The sequence below is a fragment of the Albidovulum aestuarii genome (assembly GCF_029961185.1).
Classification (GTDB): domain Bacteria; phylum Pseudomonadota; class Alphaproteobacteria; order Rhodobacterales; family Rhodobacteraceae; genus Albidovulum; species Albidovulum aestuarii.
Window position 1 is genome coordinate 1 of sequence record NZ_JASBQQ010000004.1, and the last position, 18,703, is coordinate 18,703.

At 63.0% G+C, this 18,703-nt stretch carries 17 protein-coding genes; 8 read left to right on the plus strand and 9 right to left on the minus strand.

Annotated features, from left to right (window positions below):
* Positions 1–151: 151 nt before the first annotated feature.
* Together QKW60_RS10735 and QKW60_RS10740 are read right to left on the minus strand one after the other, a co-directional pair.
* Complete coding sequence (locus QKW60_RS10735; protein WP_282368685.1) at positions 152–814, minus strand: ABC transporter ATP-binding protein; 663 nt, start codon at positions 812–814, stop codon at positions 152–154.
* On the minus strand, positions 811–2,007 hold the full coding sequence (locus QKW60_RS10740) for a KpsE/RkpR family capsule polysaccharide export protein (protein WP_282368687.1): 1,197 nt from the start codon (positions 2,005–2,007) through the stop codon (positions 811–813). Before QKW60_RS10740 ends, QKW60_RS10735 begins: the two co-directional genes overlap by 4 nt.
* Before the next feature lie 82 nt (positions 2,008–2,089).
* On the opposite strand from QKW60_RS10740, the gene QKW60_RS10745 reads away from it, so the two are divergent.
* Entirely contained in the window at positions 2,090–2,887 is a 798-nt protein-coding gene (locus QKW60_RS10745) for an ABC transporter permease (protein WP_282368688.1), read from the plus strand.
* On the opposite strand, the gene QKW60_RS10750 is transcribed toward QKW60_RS10745, so the two are convergent.
* On the minus strand, positions 2,884–3,369 hold the full coding sequence (locus QKW60_RS10750) for a VOC family protein (protein WP_282368689.1): 486 nt from the start codon (positions 3,367–3,369) through the stop codon (positions 2,884–2,886). The genes QKW60_RS10745 and QKW60_RS10750 overlap by 4 nt on opposite strands.
* Positions 3,370–3,624: 255 nt before the next feature.
* Complete coding sequence (trpS, locus tag QKW60_RS10755) at positions 3,625–4,662, minus strand: tryptophan--tRNA ligase (protein WP_282368691.1); 1,038 nt, start codon at positions 4,660–4,662, stop codon at positions 3,625–3,627.
* Between the two features lie 83 nt (positions 4,663–4,745).
* Between trpS and QKW60_RS10760 the strand changes: the two genes are divergently transcribed.
* Positions 4,746–5,432: a rhomboid family intramembrane serine protease gene (locus QKW60_RS10760; protein WP_263738959.1), complete on the plus strand. Its 687-nt coding sequence runs from the start codon at positions 4,746–4,748 to the stop codon at positions 5,430–5,432.
* Here QKW60_RS10760 and murJ read toward each other — a convergent pair.
* Genes murJ through QKW60_RS10775 form a run of 3 tightly spaced genes read right to left on the minus strand, consistent with a single transcriptional unit; the run spans position 5,423 to position 10,912 of the window.
* A complete protein-coding gene (gene murJ, locus QKW60_RS10765; protein WP_282368696.1) occupies positions 5,423–6,967 on the minus strand; it encodes a murein biosynthesis integral membrane protein MurJ in 1,545 nt (514 codons plus the stop codon). The genes QKW60_RS10760 and murJ overlap by 10 nt on opposite strands.
* Positions 6,964–9,756, minus strand: coding sequence for a [protein-PII] uridylyltransferase (locus tag QKW60_RS10770; protein ID WP_282368698.1), 2,793 nt, complete (start codon positions 9,754–9,756; stop codon positions 6,964–6,966). Before QKW60_RS10770 ends, murJ begins: the two co-directional genes overlap by 4 nt.
* Complete coding sequence (locus tag QKW60_RS10775) at positions 9,740–10,912, minus strand: penicillin-binding protein activator (RefSeq protein ID WP_282368700.1); 1,173 nt, start codon at positions 10,910–10,912, stop codon at positions 9,740–9,742. Before QKW60_RS10775 ends, QKW60_RS10770 begins: the two co-directional genes overlap by 17 nt.
* A 95-nt stretch (positions 10,913–11,007) precedes the next feature.
* Here QKW60_RS10775 and rsmI point away from each other — a divergent pair, with 95 nt between their 5' ends.
* From rsmI to gshB, 3 genes are all read left to right on the plus strand, one after another.
* A complete protein-coding gene (gene rsmI / locus QKW60_RS10780; protein ID WP_282368701.1) occupies positions 11,008–11,868 on the plus strand; it encodes a 16S rRNA (cytidine(1402)-2'-O)-methyltransferase in 861 nt (286 codons plus the stop codon).
* 26 nt (positions 11,869–11,894) lie between these two features.
* A complete protein-coding gene (locus QKW60_RS10785) occupies positions 11,895–12,218 on the plus strand; it encodes a YraN family protein (protein WP_419762676.1) in 324 nt (107 codons plus the stop codon).
* Positions 12,219–12,285: 67 nt separating this feature from the next.
* The gene (gshB, locus tag QKW60_RS10790) at positions 12,286–13,227 is read left to right on the plus strand and encodes a glutathione synthase (RefSeq protein WP_282368702.1); all 942 of its coding nucleotides are present in this window, start codon (positions 12,286–12,288) and stop codon (positions 13,225–13,227) included.
* 65 nt (positions 13,228–13,292) lie between these two features.
* Here the strand turns inward: gshB and QKW60_RS10795 are convergent, their stop codons facing one another.
* Positions 13,293–14,807 (minus strand): YifB family Mg chelatase-like AAA ATPase, encoded by a 1,515-nt coding sequence (locus QKW60_RS10795; protein WP_282368704.1) that lies wholly within the window; start codon positions 14,805–14,807, stop codon positions 13,293–13,295.
* Positions 14,808–14,861: 54 nt separating this feature from the next.
* Positions 14,862–15,731, minus strand: a complete 870-nt coding sequence (locus QKW60_RS10800) for a glutathione S-transferase (protein WP_282368705.1) — start codon at positions 15,729–15,731, stop codon at positions 14,862–14,864.
* Positions 15,732–15,884: 153 nt separating this feature from the next.
* Here QKW60_RS10800 and coaBC point away from each other — a divergent pair, with 153 nt between their 5' ends.
* The 3 genes from coaBC to QKW60_RS10815 are packed head-to-tail and all read left to right on the plus strand — an operon-like array spanning position 15,885 to position 18,656.
* Positions 15,885–17,090: a bifunctional phosphopantothenoylcysteine decarboxylase/phosphopantothenate--cysteine ligase CoaBC gene (coaBC, locus tag QKW60_RS10805; RefSeq protein ID WP_282368707.1), complete on the plus strand. Its 1,206-nt coding sequence runs from the start codon at positions 15,885–15,887 to the stop codon at positions 17,088–17,090.
* A 49-nt stretch (positions 17,091–17,139) separates the two neighbouring features.
* Positions 17,140–17,607: a dUTP diphosphatase gene (dut, locus tag QKW60_RS10810; protein WP_282369063.1), complete on the plus strand. Its 468-nt coding sequence runs from the start codon at positions 17,140–17,142 to the stop codon at positions 17,605–17,607.
* Complete coding sequence (locus QKW60_RS10815; protein ID WP_282368708.1) at positions 17,604–18,656, plus strand: HesA/MoeB/ThiF family protein; 1,053 nt, start codon at positions 17,604–17,606, stop codon at positions 18,654–18,656. Before dut ends, QKW60_RS10815 begins: the two co-directional genes overlap by 4 nt.
* Positions 18,657–18,703 lie beyond the last annotated feature (47 nt).

The window sequence follows — 18,703 nt, forward strand, 5'->3', positions numbered from 1 at the left end:
GGCAAGTTCGCGGCGCTGGGCGTGACGGCCGTGACGGGCGGGGTCGAGATCGACTATAACGGCCACGTCATCACGCTCGATGGCGTCAGCATCGGCGATATCGATCAGACTGATTTTATCTTCGTCTGACGGGGGCTTGTATTATCTGTTATCAGGCGGGCATTGTCATGACCGCCTGATGGTGTTGGATCGCTTCGTCAACATTGTCGTAGTAGGTCAGCTTGCCTGCCTCGAGAACGGCGCCGTGGAGGCAAAGCCGCTTAACCATGCCCAGGGCATGTGTCGCGATTATTGCCCCGCTCCTTGTCAGCCGTTCCGCAAAAATACGCTCGCTTCTCTGCTTAAACGCGGCATCCCCCACAGACGTGATTTCGTCGACGAGATAGGTGTCAAAATCGATTCCCATCGAAATCGCGAAGGCCAGTCGTGAGCGCATCCCTGAAGAGTATGTGCCAACCGGAAGATAAAAGTGTTTGCCGAGTTCTGACATGTCGTGAACCGCCTCCGCCAAATTATCGGAGTCGATGCCATAGACCCTTGCAATGAAACGCGTGTTTTGCAAGCCGGTCAGATCTCCATGAAAGCTACCCGCGAAGCCTACAGGCCACGATACTGTGCCAGACGCGATGATCTGGCCGGAGTCCGGTAGCATAGTGCCAGCAATCATGCGCAATAGGCTGGACTTGCCGGCGCCGTTTCTTCCCAAAAGCGCCACTGGGGTACGGGACGGGAAGGTTGCGTTGATACGGTCTGCCACAACGGTTGTTGTGCCGCGCTGAACGAAGGATTTGGAAACAGCCTTCAGGCAAATCATCTTCTGTCCCGGATCGAATAGAAGATGAGTACGGCAATTGCCCAAGTGATAAATAGGAATCCGCCTGTCAGTGCAAGCAGCGTGGCCCGCTGCGGAAACTCGGAGATTTCAGCCAACGTCGGCGAAACGTAGGGGGCGAGATATCGCGATTGTCGTTGGGCTTCTGCGAACGCAGCCTCGTACGCTGCCAGGCTTGCGATATAGCTTTCCTCGGCGAATTTAAGGTCCACAAGCAACCCCTCGTACTCACCGACGAGCGAGGAGTAGGGGATGTCAGCGCTAGCACTGGAGGTTGAGAAATGGTTGCGTTCTTCCGAGATGCGGTCTTCGATAACCTCGATGCGTTGCTGAGTCTGAACAATCCGCGGGTCGCCCGGATTAGTGTTGTTCAAGAGGAGATCAAGGTCGATGAGCGCTGTGGCAAGTTGCGTCTGCAGCGTGTTCAGAAGCCCCATGCGCCCCTCGATATCGGCCTCTGGGTCGACGATCTGCGTCCGGATCCTGAAGGCCGTCAAGGCTTGGCGCGCAACCTTGAGGCGCTCTATCGCCCGGTCACGTTCGATTTCGGCGTAGCGCGTACTGTCGTCGCGCGCAATGGCCGTTAGCTCGTTGATCTTGCGGCTGCCTTCGTCGAAAATCTCCTGAGCGATGCGCTTTGCATCCTCGGGTGAGAAGGCTACTACGCGTACCTCAATCAAGCCGTCCGCAGTGTCGTAGAACACCTTGACCACGCGGCTCCAGTAATCCTCCATCTCCTCGACACTGGCGTTACGTTTTAGCGCGAATACGGGATCAGCGGGTCTGGTGTAGACTTCTCTGAGGTTCAGCTTGGCATCGACCGACAACATCATCTGTCGGCCGCGGATATACTTGTAGAGAAAGTCGGTGTCAGAGGAGCTATTGCCGCTAAGCTCGGTAATTCCTCCGAGCAATTCTACTGGTGAGCTTGTTTCTTCCTTTCGCACCGAGAAACCAACCCGAGATTCATACTGGTCCTCAGCAATGAAATACAGATAGAAGGCTGCGACGATTAGGGGCAGGACGACCCAAACCGCGAATAGTATCAGCATTCCTCGATGACGAAGCCGAAGTCGCGCTTGTGTGACACCGTCGGCGATACGTTCTTTTTTAGAAGCGGTCGGTTGCGTCACGAATGGACCGGTTGCGGGTCCCTCATTGGTTTGCTCTTTCAATGAAGGTTCCTTCTGCTATGGTGCCGCGCGTTCCGCCTTTCGTAAGCACGCCAAGTTCCATGCGCTGGCTCATCCAGATTCAATGACAGATCGCTCCCCGCTTGTACAGCAGCCGACATCGTTTCGAACCTTGCGTACTGTTTCGGCGCTGGTTCTGCGCGAGATGTCGACGACGTATGGAAAGTCAGCGCTTGGATATGTGTGGGCAGTCCTAGAGCCCGCGGCTGGCCTTCTTCTGCTGTCCGTCGTCTTTTCCCTTGCATTCAAGGCTCCGCCGGTCGGTAACAGCTTTCCACTATTCTATGCTTCGGGACTGCTTCCATTCCTTGCATACGTTGACATCAGCCAGAAGGTGTCTGTCGCTCTGAGATTCTCAAAGCCGTTGCTCTTCTATCCCGGTGTCACTTTCATTGATGCGCTCGTCGCGCGCTTCTTGCTGAATGGTCTTACTCAGGTGCTGGTCTTCGGTATTGTCGTCACGTCGATCATCACCCTGTTTCGGGTTGACGCTATTCTAGACATTCCTGCCATTTGCCTTGGTCTTCTAATGGCGCTGGCCTTGGGTCTTGGAGTCGGAACGCTTAACTGCTTTTTGTTGTCGATGTATCCGGTATGGGAGCGGACTTGGGCTATCCTGAATCGACCACTTTTCGTTATTTCCTGCGTGTTCTTTGTTTTCGACAACGTCCCACGTCCCTACGCAGACGTGCTTTGGTACAACCCGCTTGTTCATGTCGTCGGACAGGTTCGTAAGGGGATATATCCTACTTACGAAGGCACATATATTTCCACGACCTATCTCTTTGCCGTGTCGCTGCTGTGTCTGACTGCCGGGCTACTTTTGCTTCGCCGTTATCACAGCGATATTGTGAACAGCTAGTTCAGCTCAGCCAATAGCCCGTTCAGGTCCATCCGTTCGGTCACCATCTTGAGGTTGCCCTCGTCATCGCGCGGCCATTCCTCCTCGGGCCGGTCTCGGTAGAGTTCCACCCCGTTGCCGTCGGGATCGGTGATGTAGATCGCCTCGCTCACACCGTGATCCGATGCGCCATCCAGCGGGTAGTTCGCCTCGACCAGCCGCTTCAGCACGGACGCGAGCGCTGCACGGTCGGGGTAGAGAAACGCGGTATGAAAGAGGCCGGTATGGCCGGGGGCAGGGGGTGTGCCGCCCTTTGATTGCCAGGTATTGAGGCCGATGTGATGGTGGTAGCCCCCGGCCGCGAGGAATGCGGCCTGGGTGCCGTAGCGCTGCATGAGGGTGAAGCCTAGCAGGTCGGAATAGAACCCGAGCGCGCGGTCAAGGTCGGCGACCTTGAGATGCACATGGCCGATGCGGGTGCCGGGCGGGGCGGTGTAGGTCATGACAGATCCTCTTATGTGACAGGCTCATCTTACGCTATTCGTGTTTTGCACAGAAGATCCGATATCGCAGTGATGGTGTGCGAAAATGCATAGGCCCCCGGAGCGCGTCCGGGGGCCTGCGGGTCTGTACGGGGGGACCAGTGACCGCACTGCGTCCGGAACATCGTCGCCTCGGGGACAGGCAGTATAGACAACACCGGACGCGGCGATGCTGCCCCGTTATTGAATCACCCGTGTGACGATTCCCGCCCCGGTTCAGCCGCGCGAGCGGATCAGCCCGACAATGTCGTAGGTTTGCTCGAGGATCGGCTGGGCGATGGCATTGGCGCGGTCGGCCCCGTCGCCGAGGATGCGGTCGATCTCGGCCGGATCGGCCATCAGCCGCGTCATCTCATCGGCGATGGGTGAGAGTTTGGCCACGGCCAGATCAGCCAAGGCCGGTTTGAACGCCCCGAACCCTTTTCCGGCAAATTCCGACACCACGACTTCGGGCGTTACTTCCGAAAGGGCGGCATATATGTTGACGAGGTTGCGGGCCTCAGGCCGGTCCTTCAGCCCCTCGACGGTCTCGGGCAGCGGCTCGGCATCCGTTTTCGCCTTGCGGAACTTCTGCGCGATCGTGTCGGCGTCGTCGGTCAGGTTGATCCGGCTCGCATCCGAGGGGTCGGATTTCGACATTTTCTTCGACCCGTCGCGCAAGGACATGACGCGGGTCGCGGCACCTTCGATCACCGGCTCCGTCACCGGGAAGAAATCGACCTTGTAGTCATGGTTGAACTTGATCGCGATATCGCGGGTCAGTTCCAGATGCTGCTTCTGATCCTCGCCGACCGGGACATGCGTCGCGTGGTAAAGCAGGATGTCCGCCGCCATCAGCGACGGATAGGCGAAAAGGCCAAGCGACGCCTTCTCGGCATCCTTCCCGGCGGTCTTGTCCTTCCACTGTGTCATGCGGCCCATCCAGCCCATGCGCGCGACGCAGTTGAAAATCCAGGCAAGCTGGGCATGACCCGGAACCTGGCTTTGATTGAAGAGGATCGAGCGCCTGGGGTCCAGCCCCGAGGCGATGTAACCCGCCGCCAGTTCCCGTGTGGCGCGGGTAAGGTCGGCCGGGTTCTGCCAGACCGTCATCGCATGGAGGTCGACGATGCAATAGATCGTCTCGATGCCGCTGTTCTGCATCTCCACAAACCGCTTCACTGCGCCGAGGTAATTGCCCAGTTGCAGGTGGTTCGTGGGCTGGATGCCCGAGAAAACACGCGGAGTGAATTTGGACTGCGCCGCGTCGGTCATGACTGTCCCCATAGGTTCGGCTGGAAATTCTAGTTTTGTTCGCGTATCGCAGGGCAGGGGCAGCGTCAACATGGGGAGGGGCAATGCGTCCGGGATATGATGAGCGGCCGGTCAACCCGCTGCCGCGCGTCGTCTGGCTGATCGTGCTGCCGCTGGCTGCGATGGAGGCCTGGATCAATGCCGGCATTCTGGGGCTGGCCGGTGGCCGGTCGGGGATCGGCTGGCGCAACGCCATGGCGCAGGACTGGGCGCTTGAGCCGCAGATGCTGGATCAGATGCTGCAGGGCGGCGGGTTCAATGCCGATTTCGCGATGCGGTTCCTGACGTATCCGCTGGTGCATGGCAGCTTCACCCACGCGCTTCTGGCGATGGTTTTCATCCTCGCGCTTGGCAAGTTCGTGGGTGAGGTGTTTCGCGGCTGGGCGGTGCTGGCGGTGTTTTTGGCGGCCACCGTCGCCGGAGGCGTGGTCTATTCTCTGGTGCCGGGGCTGACGACATGGCTTTTCGGCGCCTATCCCGGGGCCTATGGCCTGATCGGGGCCTTCACTTTCATCCTCTGGGCGCGACTTGGGGCGGAACATGCGAACCGCGCGCGCGCCTTCACGCTGATCGCCTTTTTGCTGGGTATCCAGCTTGTCTTCGGCGCGCTTTTCGGTGGCAAGCCTGACTGGGTGGCCGATCTGGCCGGTTTCGCGGCGGGGTTCGGGCTTTCATTCCTCGTCGTGCCGGGTGGGTTCGCTCACCTGATGCGGGTGATCCGTCAGCGCTGACGCGACAGGCCGGAACGAAAGTCCGAGATGCGGAAGGCGCCAAGCAGGTAGGCCGTTAGGCCGTAGACGGCCATGCCACCCAGAACCAGTACCGCGAGCGCCCAGTACCGGTGCCCATGGGCGCTCAGTTGATCTGCCAGCACATAGTCAAGCGCCCAGAGCGCCACACCCATCACAACCGATGCGGCGATGGTGCGGGGCAGGCGGGTGCGCAGCCGGTCATCTGCGCGCGCGGCCTCGCCCATTCCACGGGTTCCCCACCAAAGCTGGAAGGTCATCGCCCAGCCCGCAAGCGTGGTGCCGAGGGCGGCGGCGATGAAGCCGAGGAAGGGCGCAAGGCCGATGGCAAGTACGGCGTTCACCACCATTGACCAGAGCGCGAAGCGGAAGGGCGTGCGGGTGTCTTCCCGCGCGAAATAAAGCGGTTGAAGCACCTTCTGAAGCACGAAGGCGGGCAGGCCAGCGCCGTAGACCGCAAGCGCGAATGCTGTTTGTGCTGTGTCAGTCGCGTCAAAAGCGCCGCGTTCATAAAGGACGGAGATCAGCGGAAGCGGGATCACCACCAGAGCAACGGCTGCGGGCACAGTCAGGAACAGCGCGAATTCGGTCGCGCGCGACAGGGCGTAGCGGCTGCCGAACGTATCGTCGGCCTTCAGGCGGCGCGACAGGTCGGGCAGCAGAACGATGCCGATGGCGATGCCGACGACGCCGAGCGGCAATTGGTAAAGCCGGTCGGCGTAGGACAGCCAGGCAATTGCGCCTTCAAAGAAACTGCCGACCTGGCGGCCGACGAGGAGGTTGATCTGCACCACGCCGCCAGCGAGGACGGCAGGGCCGGCGATGGTCAGCAGCCGCTTCAGGTCCGGCGTCATCCGGGGCCGCTTCAGCTTCAGCGCAAATCTCATCCGCGCCGCCGCGAACCAGACGAGCGCGAGCTGGGCAAACCCGGTCACGGGCGTCGCCCAGGCCATGGTCAGCCCCATGTCCCAGCCTGCCCAATTGGCGGTCAGCATCGCGGCGATGAAAATGATGTTGAGAAGGACCGGCGCGCCTGCTGCGGCGATGAACCTGCCGCCGGCATTCAGCAGACCCGAGAGGAGTGCGGTGAGCGAGATGAAAAGAATATAGGGAAAGCAGATGCGCCCGTATTCGATCGCCAGCGGCAATCGCTCATCACCGGCAAAGCCGCCCGCCATGGCCAGTACCAGCCACGGCATTGCCACGATCGCGATCAGCGAAACCAGCAGCACGACGAAGGCAAGGCCCGACATCGCGTCCTCGGCAAATCCCTTGGGGTCCTCGTCGGCCTCCAGCTTCTTCGAAAAGAGCGGCACGAACGCGGTGTTGAACGCGCCTTCGGCAAAGAATCGGCGGAACATGTTGGGCAGCGTGAAGGCGACGAGGAACGCCTCGGCCACCGGCCCGGTCCCGAGATAGGCAGCCGTCAGGACGTCACGCGCGAATCCTGCGATACGGCTCAGCAACGTCCAGGCCCCGACGGTGAGGAAGCCCCGGATCAGACGGATCGGTTTCATTCTGCTCTCGCCCGCTCCGCGCCTTCGGTGATGGCCTGGCGCAGTTTCCTTTCCAGGCTGTCCTGCTTCGGTTTCGTATGCAGTTTCAAGCCGAACATGTCTTTCACGTAAAACGCATCGACGACCTGCGCCCCATAGGTCGCGATCACGGCGCTTGCGATGTAGATGTTGTTGGCGGCAAGCGTCCGTGTCAGGTCATAGAGCAGGCCCGGCCGGTCGCGGGTATCGACCTCGACGATCGTGTAGATTTCCGATCCTTCATTGTCGAAGGTGATATGGGTCGGAAACTGGAACTGCCGCTCCCGCTTCTTGATCTTGTCGCGATCCTTCAGCGCGTCACGGGCCACGACCTCGCCCTTCAGCGTCTTTTCGATCATTGCGCGCAGGCGCGGCAGGCGGGCCTCCTCGTAGGGATGACCCTCGGCATCCTGCACCCAGAAGACCGCCGTCGCATAACCGTCCTTTGACGTATAGGTGCGCGCATCGACCACATTGGCGCCCACCAGCGCCAACGCACCCGCGAGGCGTGAGAAGATGCCGGGATGGTCGGCCAGCGCGAAACAGGCCCGCGTCGCGTCGTGGTCTGGGTCGGGCTTGATGTCGATACGGATCGCGTCGTCGGGAATGTCCTTCAGAAGCGCCGCAAAGACAGCCTGGGTTTCGGTGGCAAGACCCTGCCAGTAGGGCCCGTAATGCCGCCCGGTTTCCTTACGGATATCCTTCGGGTCCCAGTCCGCCAGCGTCTCTCTCAGTGCACGTTTCGCCTCCGCCTCCCGCTTGCCGGTGTTGAGGGTTTCCAGACCTCCCTCCAACGCGTCCGTCGTCTCGGCATGAAGACGGCGAAGCAACATGGCCTTCCAGTTGTTCCAGGTATTGGGCCCAACCCCGCGAATATCGCAGACGGTCAGCACCGTCAGCAGGTCGAGCCGCTTCTTCGTCTTAACGATCTTGGCGAAGTCGCGGACCGTGCGCGGGTCAGATATGTCGCGTTTCTGCGCCATGTCGGACATGAAAAGGTGGTAGCGAACCAGCCACTCCACCGTCTCGCATTCCTCGGCGTTCAATCCCAGCCGTGGCGCGACCTTGCGCGCGATCTGCGCACCGAGGATCGAATGATCCTCGGGCCGCCCCTTGCCGATATCGTGAAGCAAAAGCGCGACGTAGAGCACCCGCCTGTTCACGCCCTCTTCAAGGATGGACGAGGAAAGCGGCAGTTCCTCGATAAGTTCCTTGCGCTCGATCTGGGCGAGGGTGGAGATCGTTTGGATCGTATGCTCGTCCACCGTGTAGCTGTGATAGACGTTGAACTGCATCATCGCGACGATGGGTTCAAATTCGGGGATGAAGGCGGACAGCACGCCAAGTTCGTTCATTCGTCGAAGCGCGCGTTCGGGGTTGCCGTGTTTCAGGAGCAGGTCGAGGAAAATGCGCGCGGCCTCGCGGTCCTCGCGCATGTCGTCGTCGATCATATCGAGATGCGCGGTCACAACGCGCATCGCGTCTGGGTGGATCAGGTTGCCGGTCCTGATACCTTCCTCGAAAAGCCGGAGCAGGTTCAGCTTGTCTTTCAGGAAAGCCTTTTGATCGGCGATGTTGATCCGGCCGCGCTCCAGCCGGAAACCTTCGCGGGTTTTGCGGCGGCTGCGGCGCAAAAGCCCCGCCAGCATCGCTTCTTTCTTGACGTGGCGTTCCTCCAGCGCGGTCAAAAAGACGCGGGTCAATTCGCCCACATGCGTCGCGTGGCGAAAATAGTCCTGCATGAAATGTTCGACGGCGCGGCGCCCGCCCGCATCGGTGTATCCCATCCGCGCGGCCACCTCGACCTGAAGGTCGAAGGTCAACTGGTCCTGCGCGCGTTTGGTGATCAGATGCAGATGGCAGCGCACGGCCCAGAGGAAGTCCTCGGCCGCCGCAAAGGTCTGGTACTCATCACGCGTCAGCAGCCCCTGATCGACCAGTTCGGCCGCCTGCCGGACGGCATGGATATACTTACCGATCCAGTAGAGCGTCTGAAGGTCGCGCAGGCCGCCCTTGCCCTCCTTGACATTCGGCTCCAGCACGTAGCGTTGGCCGCCCTGCCGCTTGTGGCGGTCCGCCCGTTCGGCGAGCTTTGCCTCGATGAACTCGGTGCTGGTGCCCTTGAACAGCTCGTTGCGAAGCTTGTCGCGCAGCTTGATAGCAAGGTCGTGATGTCCGCAGATATAGCGCCGTTCCAGAAGGGCTGTGCGAATCGTGTAATCCTCTCGCCCCAGCCGCAGGCAATCCTTCACCGTGCGGCTGGCATGGCCGACCTTCAGCCTGAGGTCCCACAGGACATACAGCATCGATTCAATGACGCTCTCGGCCCAGGCTGTCATCTTGTAAGGGGTGAGGAACAACAGGTCGATGTCGGATTGCGGCGCCATCTCGGCCCGGCCATAACCGCCGACCGCCATCACCGCCATATGCTCGCCCTCGGTCGGGTTGGCGCGGGGATGCAGGACCTCGCTGACCAACGTGAAGACCACCCGCACCATCGCATCGGTCAGCGTGGCGTAAGCATTCACAGTCGCCCGCGCGGCGCGGGGATGAGTTGCAAAATCTGCGGCAATGGCATCCAAGGCCTCTCGCCGCGCGGCGGCAAGCGCCTGCACGATCAGGGTGCGCTGCGCCCTTGTGTCCTCTGCACCAACGAGGTCCGGGCGGAGCCCCGCCACGAACCTTTCGGTATCGAATATCGGATGCGCGCCGATACCGGCGGGAAGGGCGACGACCGGCCCGCGCAGGACCTGCTCAGAACCCGGCGCCACTGAAGCTTCTCGGGGCGGAATCGATTACCACCATCTGCGCGTTGCGGACCTGCGCGATGGCGAGGCCGCGTTCATTGGTGCCGTCGGCGCGCAGGCGGAAAACGCCGCTCACGCCGGCAAAGCCCGCGCCTTGCGTGAGCGAGGCGGCAGAGAAGGCGTCGGGCCGACCCTGCTTGGCCAGCGCGCCAATGGCGGCAATTCCGTCATAGGCCAACCCTGCGATGGGGTGGGGCACGTCGCCATAGGCGCTGGTAAAGCGCGACTGGAACTGTGCCTGAAGGGTTGGGTCGGGCAGCGCGAACCAGCCGCCCTGTACGCCGGGCATTGCAAGCGTGGCGGTCGGGATGTCCCAGCGGGTCAGGCCTATGAACTGAGTATCGCTCGACCGGAGGCCGGATTCGGGAAGAAGCTGCGCCAGCAGGGGAAGCGCGCCCGCCGTATCGGCGGTGAAGAACACTGCATCGGATGCCGAGGCCTTGGCGGCGCTGGCGATCCGCGGGGCGGCGTCGATCACGCCCTGCTGGGAGAAGGCATAGGTCTCGGACCCTGTAATAGTAGCCCCGGAACGTGCGGCGGCCGCTTCGATCGCACGCTTGCCAAGGGCGCCTGCGGGGTTCTGGTCATAGACGACCATGATCCGGCCTTTGCCGTTACGCGCCGCGTAAGAAACGAGCCGGTTCGCGGTGTTCTGGAAGGTTGGGCCTAGGACAAAGACGTTGCCGCCGGCAATGTCGGTGTTGTTGGAGAAGGAGAGCACGTTGACACCGGAGCCACGCACGGCGAGGCCAGCGGCATTGGCAGCCTCGGCATAGACCGGGCCGAGGATGACTTGCGCGCCCTCCTGAACCGCCTGCTGCGCCATCGCGGCCGACACCGAGGGATCGGAACCGGCATTGTAAACCCGCAGATCAATCTGCACGCCCTGAAGGTCGGCAATGGCCAGATCAGCCGCCTGTTTCAGGTTGCGCGCCAGCACCTCGTCACCCGAATTGCCGCTGCCGCCGGGTAAAATCAGCGCGACCTGAACCGGCGCGCCGGGGTCAAGCGCGGGTCCGCGGCTGGAAGTCGAGGGGACGCAGGCGGTAACGACAAATGCTGCCGCGAGCAATGCGGCGCGGGTCAACGCCTTGCGGCGGCTGGTGAAAACAGCGAACATGGTACAATCCTTGGCTCGGTCACGGGGCGATGGAAGCGACGGCGAGACTAAGCGGTCTCTGGCGCGAAGTAAACGCATCAGCAGGAAGGACGGCGATGACCGGCCAAAGGCATCCCCTCGGCCCCGGACTGTACTTCATCGCCACGCCGATCGGGGCGGCGCGCGACATCACATTGCGTGCGCTCGACATTCTGGCCAGCGCGGATGTGATTGCCGCCGAGGATACACGCAGCCTGCGCCATTTGATGGATATTCATGGTGTTGCGCTGGGCGACCGGCCTCTTCTAGCCTATCACGATCACAACGGCGAGCGTGTGCGGCCACGCATATTGGCGGCCCTGGCCGAGGGCAAATCGGTCGCCTATGCATCAGAGGCGGGGACGCCCCTTGTCGCCGATCCCGGCTTTCAGCTTGGACGCGCGGTGATCGCGGCGGGACATCAGGTCATCTCGGCCCCCGGCCCTTCTGCGGTTCTCGCGGCGCTGACCGTTTCGGGCCTGCCCTCGGACCGGTTCCTGTTCGCCGGCTTCGCGCCGTCCTCCGGGTCACAGCGGCGGACATGGCTGAAGGAACTCGCAACCATACCGGCGACGCTGATCCTCTACGAATCCCCTAAGCGCCTTCAGGCACTCTTAACGGATATCCATGTAGTCTTCGGGGCAGACCGGAAAGCTGCAATCTGCCGCGAGTTGACCAAGAAGTTCGAGGAGGTCACGCGCGGCACGATCGAGGATCTGATCGGGGCCTATGCGGACCGGACGGTCAAGGGCGAGATTGTGGTCGTTATCGACCGGGCGGGTGTTCAATCCGCGAAACCGGCTGATATTGAGGCCGCTCTGAGGGAGGCAATGGAATGCCATTCGATCAAAGATTCGGCGACTATCGTCTCGCAGGCACTGAATTTACCGCGCCGCCAAGTCTACCAGATTGCGCTGAAACTCGCCGGAAACGGCTGACAGGGGCGATTGCCCACGCCGCCGGTATGGCAGCCGAGGAGCAGGTGGAAGCGCAATACGTGCGTTCGGGACGAAAAGTCGCCGCGCGCCGGTGGCGCGGCAAGGCTGGCGAAATCGATCTGATCCTGCGCGACGGGTCAGGCTTGATCTTCGTCGAGGTCAAACGTGCCCAGACGCATAGTCTGGCCGCCGAACGGCTTAGCGCGCGCCAAATCAACAGAATCCGTGCCGCCGCCTTGGAATTCGTCGCCGCGGAGCCCGCAGGACAGGACAGCGAAATGCGCTTCGACGTGGCTCTGATCGATGGTCAGGGGCAGATCGAAATCGTCGAGAATGCGCTCGGTCCCTGATCGCGGATTGCATCCCGCGCCCGGCTCGGCCATCAATCGCAATGGTTGAAGCAGAAAGGCCCGGTACATGTCCCTGAAAGTCGCCTTCCAGATGGATCCAATCGAAAGCGTCAATATCGACGCCGATTCGACTTTCCGCATCGCGCTTGAGGCGCAGGCGCGCGGGCACTCGCTTTTCTATTACACGCCAGGGCGGCTGAGCTATCGCGAGGGGCGGGTTCTGGCGCGGGGCTGGCCCTTGGAGGTGCGGCGTGAGAAGGGCAATCATTTCACGCTGGGGGCCGAGGCTGAGGTTGATCTCGGCACGATGGACGTGGTCTGGCTGCGGCAGGACCCGCCCTTCGACATGGGTTATATCACCACCACGCATCTTCTGGACATGATCCACCCAAAGACGCTTGTCGTGAACGATCCCTTCTGGGTCCGGAATTACCCTGAGAAACTGCTGGTTCTGAACTTCGCGCATCTGACCCCGCCGACGCTGATCGCGCGGGACCTGCAGACGATCCGTGAGTTCAAGGCCGAGCACGGCGATATCATCCTGAAACCGCTTTACGGCAATGGTGGCGCGGGCGTCTTCCGGCTGGACCCGAATGACCGCAACCTTGCCTCGCTGCACGAGCTCTTTATCGGCATCAACCGCGAGCCGTTGATCGCGCAGAAATACGTGCCTGCCGTGGTGAAGGGCGACAAGCGGATCATCCTGGTCGATGGTGAGCCGGTCGGCGCGATTAACCGCATTCCGGCCGCAGGCGAAACCCGGTCGAACATGCATGTTGGCGGACGTCCCGAAAAGATCGGCCTGACGGAGCGCGACAGGGAAATCTGCGCTGCAATCGGCCCGACCCTGCGCGAGAAGGGTCAGATCTTCGTCGGCATCGACGTGATCGGTGACTGGCTGACCGAGATCAACGTGACCTCGCCCACCGGTATTCAGGAACTGGAACGGTTCGACGGCACCAATACGGCGGCAAAGATCTGGGAGGCGATCGAGGCGAAGCGGGCGTGACACGAATATTCTCTGAAAATTCGGCAATTTTTCGGTGAGATATTATGATGCGGGCGGGGGCGGAATCAGCGCCCGGCTTGCACGCTCAGCCGGTAGCTGACCGCCTCGGCGACATGGGGTTTGCGCACCCCCTCGGAGCCATCCAGATCGGCAATGGTGCGCGCGACGCGCAGGATGCGGTGATAGCCGCGCGCTGAGAGGCCGAAGCGTTCAGCCACCTTGGCGAGCAACTCGCGCCCCTCGGTATCGGGGCTTGCGACGTCCTCCAACAAACGCCCCTCTGCATCGGCATTGACGCGAATAGCGGCATGACCGGAAAAGCGGGCTGTCTGTCTGTCGCGCGCATCGGCGACCCGGTCGGCGACGGTGGCGGAGGCTTCGCCGCCATCCGGCAGGTCGAGGTCGGTATAGGCCACGGGCGGCACCTCCACACGCAGGTCGATCCGGTCCATCAGGGGACCAGAGATGCGGCCCAGATAGTCCTCACCACATTGCGGGACCCGGGCGCAGGAGCGGGCGGGATCGGTCAGGTAGCCGCATTTGCAGGGATTGGCGGCGGCGACCAGAAGGAAGCGGCAGGGATAGCGGATATGGGCATTGGCGCGGGCCACAACGACGTCGCCGGTCTCGATCGGCTGGCGCAGGGTTTCCAGCACCGCGCGGGGGAATTCGGGGAACTCGTCAAGGAAGAGGACGCCATTATGCGCCAGGCTGATCTCCCCCGGCTTCGCCCCCCTGCCGCCGCCGACGATGGCGGCCATCGAGGCGGTATGATGCGGCTCGCGGAAGGGCCGCGTGCGACTGATCCCGCCTTCGTCCAACAGCCCCGACAGCGAATGGATCATGGAGGTTTCCAGCGCCTCGGGTGCTGTGAGCGGTGGCAGGATGCCAGGCATACGCGCGGCCAGCATCGACTTGCCCGAACCGGGCGTGCCGACCATCAACAAGTGATGCCGCCCTGCCGCCGCGATCTCCAGCGCCCGTTTCGCCCGTTCCTGCCCCTTCACATCGCGCAGGTCGCGGGCGGCCTCATCGCGCGTCACCTCGCCCGGCGATGCAGGCGTGATCGGTGACTGGCCGGTATAGTGGCGGAGCACGTCTGCCAGCGTTCCCGCCGCGATCACCGGCGTCGCGCCGACCCAGGCGGCCTCCGGCCCGCAGGCCTTGGGGCACAGCAGCGTCCGTTCCTCCTCGGCCGCTGCCATCGCAGCGGGCAGCGCACCGATCACCGGCACCAGACGGCCATCGAGCGACAGCTCGCCGAGCGCCACCGTCGCCTCCACTTCCTCACGTGGCAGGATGTCGATGGCCGCCAGAAGCGCCAGCGCGATGGGCAGGTCGAAATGCGAGCCTTCCTTGGGCAGGTCGGCGGGCGAGAGATTAACCGTGATCCGTTTCGAGGGCAGCGCGATCGACATCGCGGTCAGTGCGGCGCGCACCCGGTCGCGCGCTTCGCTGACCGCCTTGTCGGGCAGGCCGACGACGGCGAAGGCGGGCATCCCGGCCGCGACCGAGCATTGCACCTCGACAATGCGCGCCTCCACCCCTTCGAAAGCCACCGTATAGGTGCGCGCCACCATGAGCCGTCCCCTTCAACTTGGTTAACGGCTACTCCGGGCGTGGTTTAGGAATGGTTAACGCGCCACCATTGCCATGAAGGAAGGCCAGACTTCGGGATCGGCCAGCGTCTTGTCACGACAGAACGGGTTGCAGAAGCCCCAGACCTTGCCATCGAGCGCGAGGTAATCGGTCACCGGATCGCCGGAATAGGGGCAGGCGGTGTTCTCTGACGGGCCATCGGCGATTCTGGCGGCCAGCGGCACCGGGCCGGGCCACGGCCGTTCGGCATAGGGCTTGGCGTAGCTCGGCTGGATCAGGTTCTGCGCCTTGCCCATCGCCCGCCAGCGGCGGAACGAGGGATCGGCGAGGTGTGCGTTCACATAGTCCATAGCCGCGTTCGAAACGGGTAGGTTGTAGGTGGCGATCCGCGTGGCCACTGGGGCAAAGAACGCATCCGCCGCCGTGTAGCGGCCAAAGAGCCACGGGCTCTCCGCGCCGAACCGGTCGCGGGCGCGGGTCCAGATGAGTTCAATCCGGGCGAGGTCGGTCAGAACCTCCGCCCGCGGTTTGCTGTCCTCATAGCTCAGAAGCAGGTTCATGGCGCAATCGCCGCGCAGCGCGCCAAAACCCGCGCACATCTCAGCCGCCATATAGCGGGCCATGGCACGGGCGGCCGGGTCCTCGGGCCAGAGCCCGGCCTCGGGGTGCCGTTCGGCCAAAGTCTCGGCGATGGCGAGGCTTTCGCCGATCACCTCGCCTTCTGGCGTGCGGACGGCAGGGACAAGCCGGGCGGGGGCGAATTCCGACAACAACCGCTGGAAGTCGTCGGTGTAAAGCACGCCGGTATGGCACTTCACCGGGATGCCGAATTTCTCGAACAGGAGCCAGCCGCGCAGCGACCAGCTGGAATAGGACCGATCGCCAATGGCGAGGTGATAGGTCATGTGTGCCTCCGTTTTCCGCTTGCTAGCGTGGCCGCCGGGCCGCGTCACGTTCATCTTCGTTCGATGTCCCATCACGATCCGTGATGATGTGGGCGGCTTGTCATCCGGGCGGGGGCGACCTAATCCTTGGGAACCCAAGCAAGCGAGGCCTCCATGCTGTCGGGAAAGCGCATTCTTCTGATCATCGGTGGCGGTATTGCGGCCTATAAGGCGCTCGACCTGATCCGGAGGCTGCGGGAAAGGGGCGCGGCGGTTACGCCCGTTCTGACCAAAGCCGGTGAGGAGTTTGTGACGCCTTTGTCGGTTGCCGCCTTGGCTGGTGAGAAATGTTACCGCCACCTTTTCGATCTGACCGACGAGGCAGAGATGGGGCATATCGAGCTTAGCCGCGCCGCCGATCTGGTCGTGGTGGCGCCCGCCACCGCCGATCTGATGGCGAAGATGGCGGGCGGTCATGCGGATGACCTTGCCTCCACCCTTCTGATGGCGACCGACAAGAAAGTGCTGATCGCACCGGCGATGAATGTGCGGATGTGGCTGCACCGCGCCACGCAACGCAATATCGCGACCCTGCGCGCCGATGACATCCGCTTCGTCGGCCCGAATGAGGGCGACATGGCTTGCGGCGAATACGGGCCCGGGCGCATGGCGGAGCCTCTGGAGATCGTCGCGGGGATCGAGGCGATGATGGGCGACGGCCCCTTGCAGGGCCGCCATGTGGTCGTGACCTCCGGTCCGACGCATGAGCCGATCGACCCGGTGCGTTATATCGCCAACCGGTCTTCGGGCGCGCAGGGAACCGCATTGGCCCGGGCTTTGCGGGACCTTGGTGCGCGGGTGACATTCGTGACCGGGCCCGCCGCTGTGCCACCGCCGGGCGGGGTTGAGGTGGTCCGGATCGAGACCGCACGGCAGATGCTGGAGGAGGTGCAGGCGGCGCTCCCCGCCGATGCGGTCATCTGCGCCGCCGCCGTGGCCGACTGGCGGGTGGCGAATGCGTCGGGATCGAAGATGAAGAAGGACGGGTCGGGCAAGGCCCCGGCGCTGGATTTCGCCGAGAACCCCGACATTCTCGCAACGATATCGCAGATGAAGAAGGGCCGCCCCGCGCTGGTCGTGGGCTTTGCCGCCGAGACCGATGACGTGGTCGCCCACGCGACCGCCAAGCGGGAGCGCAAGCATTGCGACTGGATCGTCGCCAATGACGTGCGCCCGGCGACGGGCATCATGGGCGGGACCGAGAACGCGGTGACACTGATCAGTGCCCAAGGGGCCGAGGAATGGCCGCGTCTGCCGAAGGACGAGGTCGCAAGGCGGCTGGCCGCGCGCATCGCTGCGGCTTTGGGCGCCGATGGATAGGGCGGATGCCTCCGGCGGGAGTATTTTGGCCAAGAAGAAGGGGCAGGCGATGATCCCGACGATCCGGGTTCTGCGCGAGGATTGGGCCGACCCTGCGGTGCCCTTGCCGTCTTATGAGACGGCAGGCGCGGCTGGCGCCGATATCCGTGCGAACCTGCCCGGGGAGATTCGGGCGGCGGGCTTTGTCCTCAGCCCGATGGAGCGGCGGATCGTGCCGACCGGGCTCAGGGTCGAGATTCCGGTCGGGTTCGAGATGCAGATCCGGCCGCGCTCCGGGCTGGCCCTAAAACACGGTATTTCGCTCCCGAATACGCCGGGCACCATCGACAGCGACTATCGCGGGCCCCTGGGGGTTCTGCTGATCAATCTCGGGTCTGAGCCGTTTACCATCGCCCATGGCGATCGCATCGCCCAGATGGTCGTGGCGCCCGTTGTGCAGGCCGTTTTCGAGACCGCCGATGCGCTGGGTGAGACCGCGCGCGGAACGGGCGGGTTCGGTTCCACGGGGCGGCAATGAGCGTCCTTCTGATCGCGGCGGCTTTGGGGGCACTTGGCCTCATCCTGCGGCTGCCGGGGCGGATGATCCTTGCCATGCTCGGGCTTCTCTGGGCCGGGGTAATGCTGGCGCTTCTTTTGCTGCCCGAGGGAAATGCGATGCGCGCGGCTTTGGGCGACGACTGGCGGCCATGGGCGGCGCTGGGCGTCGCTCTGGCAGCGGGGCTGTCCTATCGCGGCTTGCTGGTGCGTTTGAGAGTGATGGCGGAGAGTAGCGCCGCTGCGCCCGTGTCGTCGGGTCCATTCACGGAAGCCGAGCTAGACCGCTATGCCCGCCATATCGTGCTGCGTGAAGTGGGCGGCATGGGTCAACGGCGGCTGAAGGATGCGAAGGTTCTGGTCATCGGCGCGGGTGGGCTCGGTTCACCGGCGCTCCTCTATCTCGCGGCGGCGGGGGTGGGCACGATCGGCGTGATCGACGATGACGAGGTGTCAAACTCCAACCTTCAGCGGCAGGTAATCCACACCGACGCGAGGATCGGCCAGCCGAAGGTTTTTTCAGCCGAAGCGGCGATGAAGGCACTGAACCCCTTCATTGCGGTAAAGCCCTATAACCGGCGGCTGGGGGAGGGTGAGGCGGCCACGCTTTTTGCCGACTACGATCTGATCCTCGACGGGTCGGACAATTTCGACACGCGCTACATGGTCAACGCCGCCGCCGTGGCGGCGAAGAAGCCGCTGATCTCTGCGGCGATCACCCAGTGGGAAGGCCAGATCAGCCTGTACGACCCGGCGCGGGGTGCCCCCTGCTATGCCTGCATCTTTCCCGACCGTCCCGCCGATGGCCTTGCCCCTGCCTGCGCGGTTGCGGGCGTCATGGGCGCCCTGCCGGGTGTTGTCGGCTCCATAATGGCGGTCGAGGCGATCAAGGAGATCACCGGAGCGGGCGAGGGCCTGCGTGGCCGGATGCTGATCTATGACGCTCTTTACGGCGATAGCCGCCACATCGCGTTGAAGCGCAGCCCCGGCTGTGCGGTCTGCGGCGGGGTGTCGGACCTCGGGGGGCATTGAGCCCCCCTCGGCCCGGCCTCTGGCGGGAGTATTTTCCGGACAGAAAG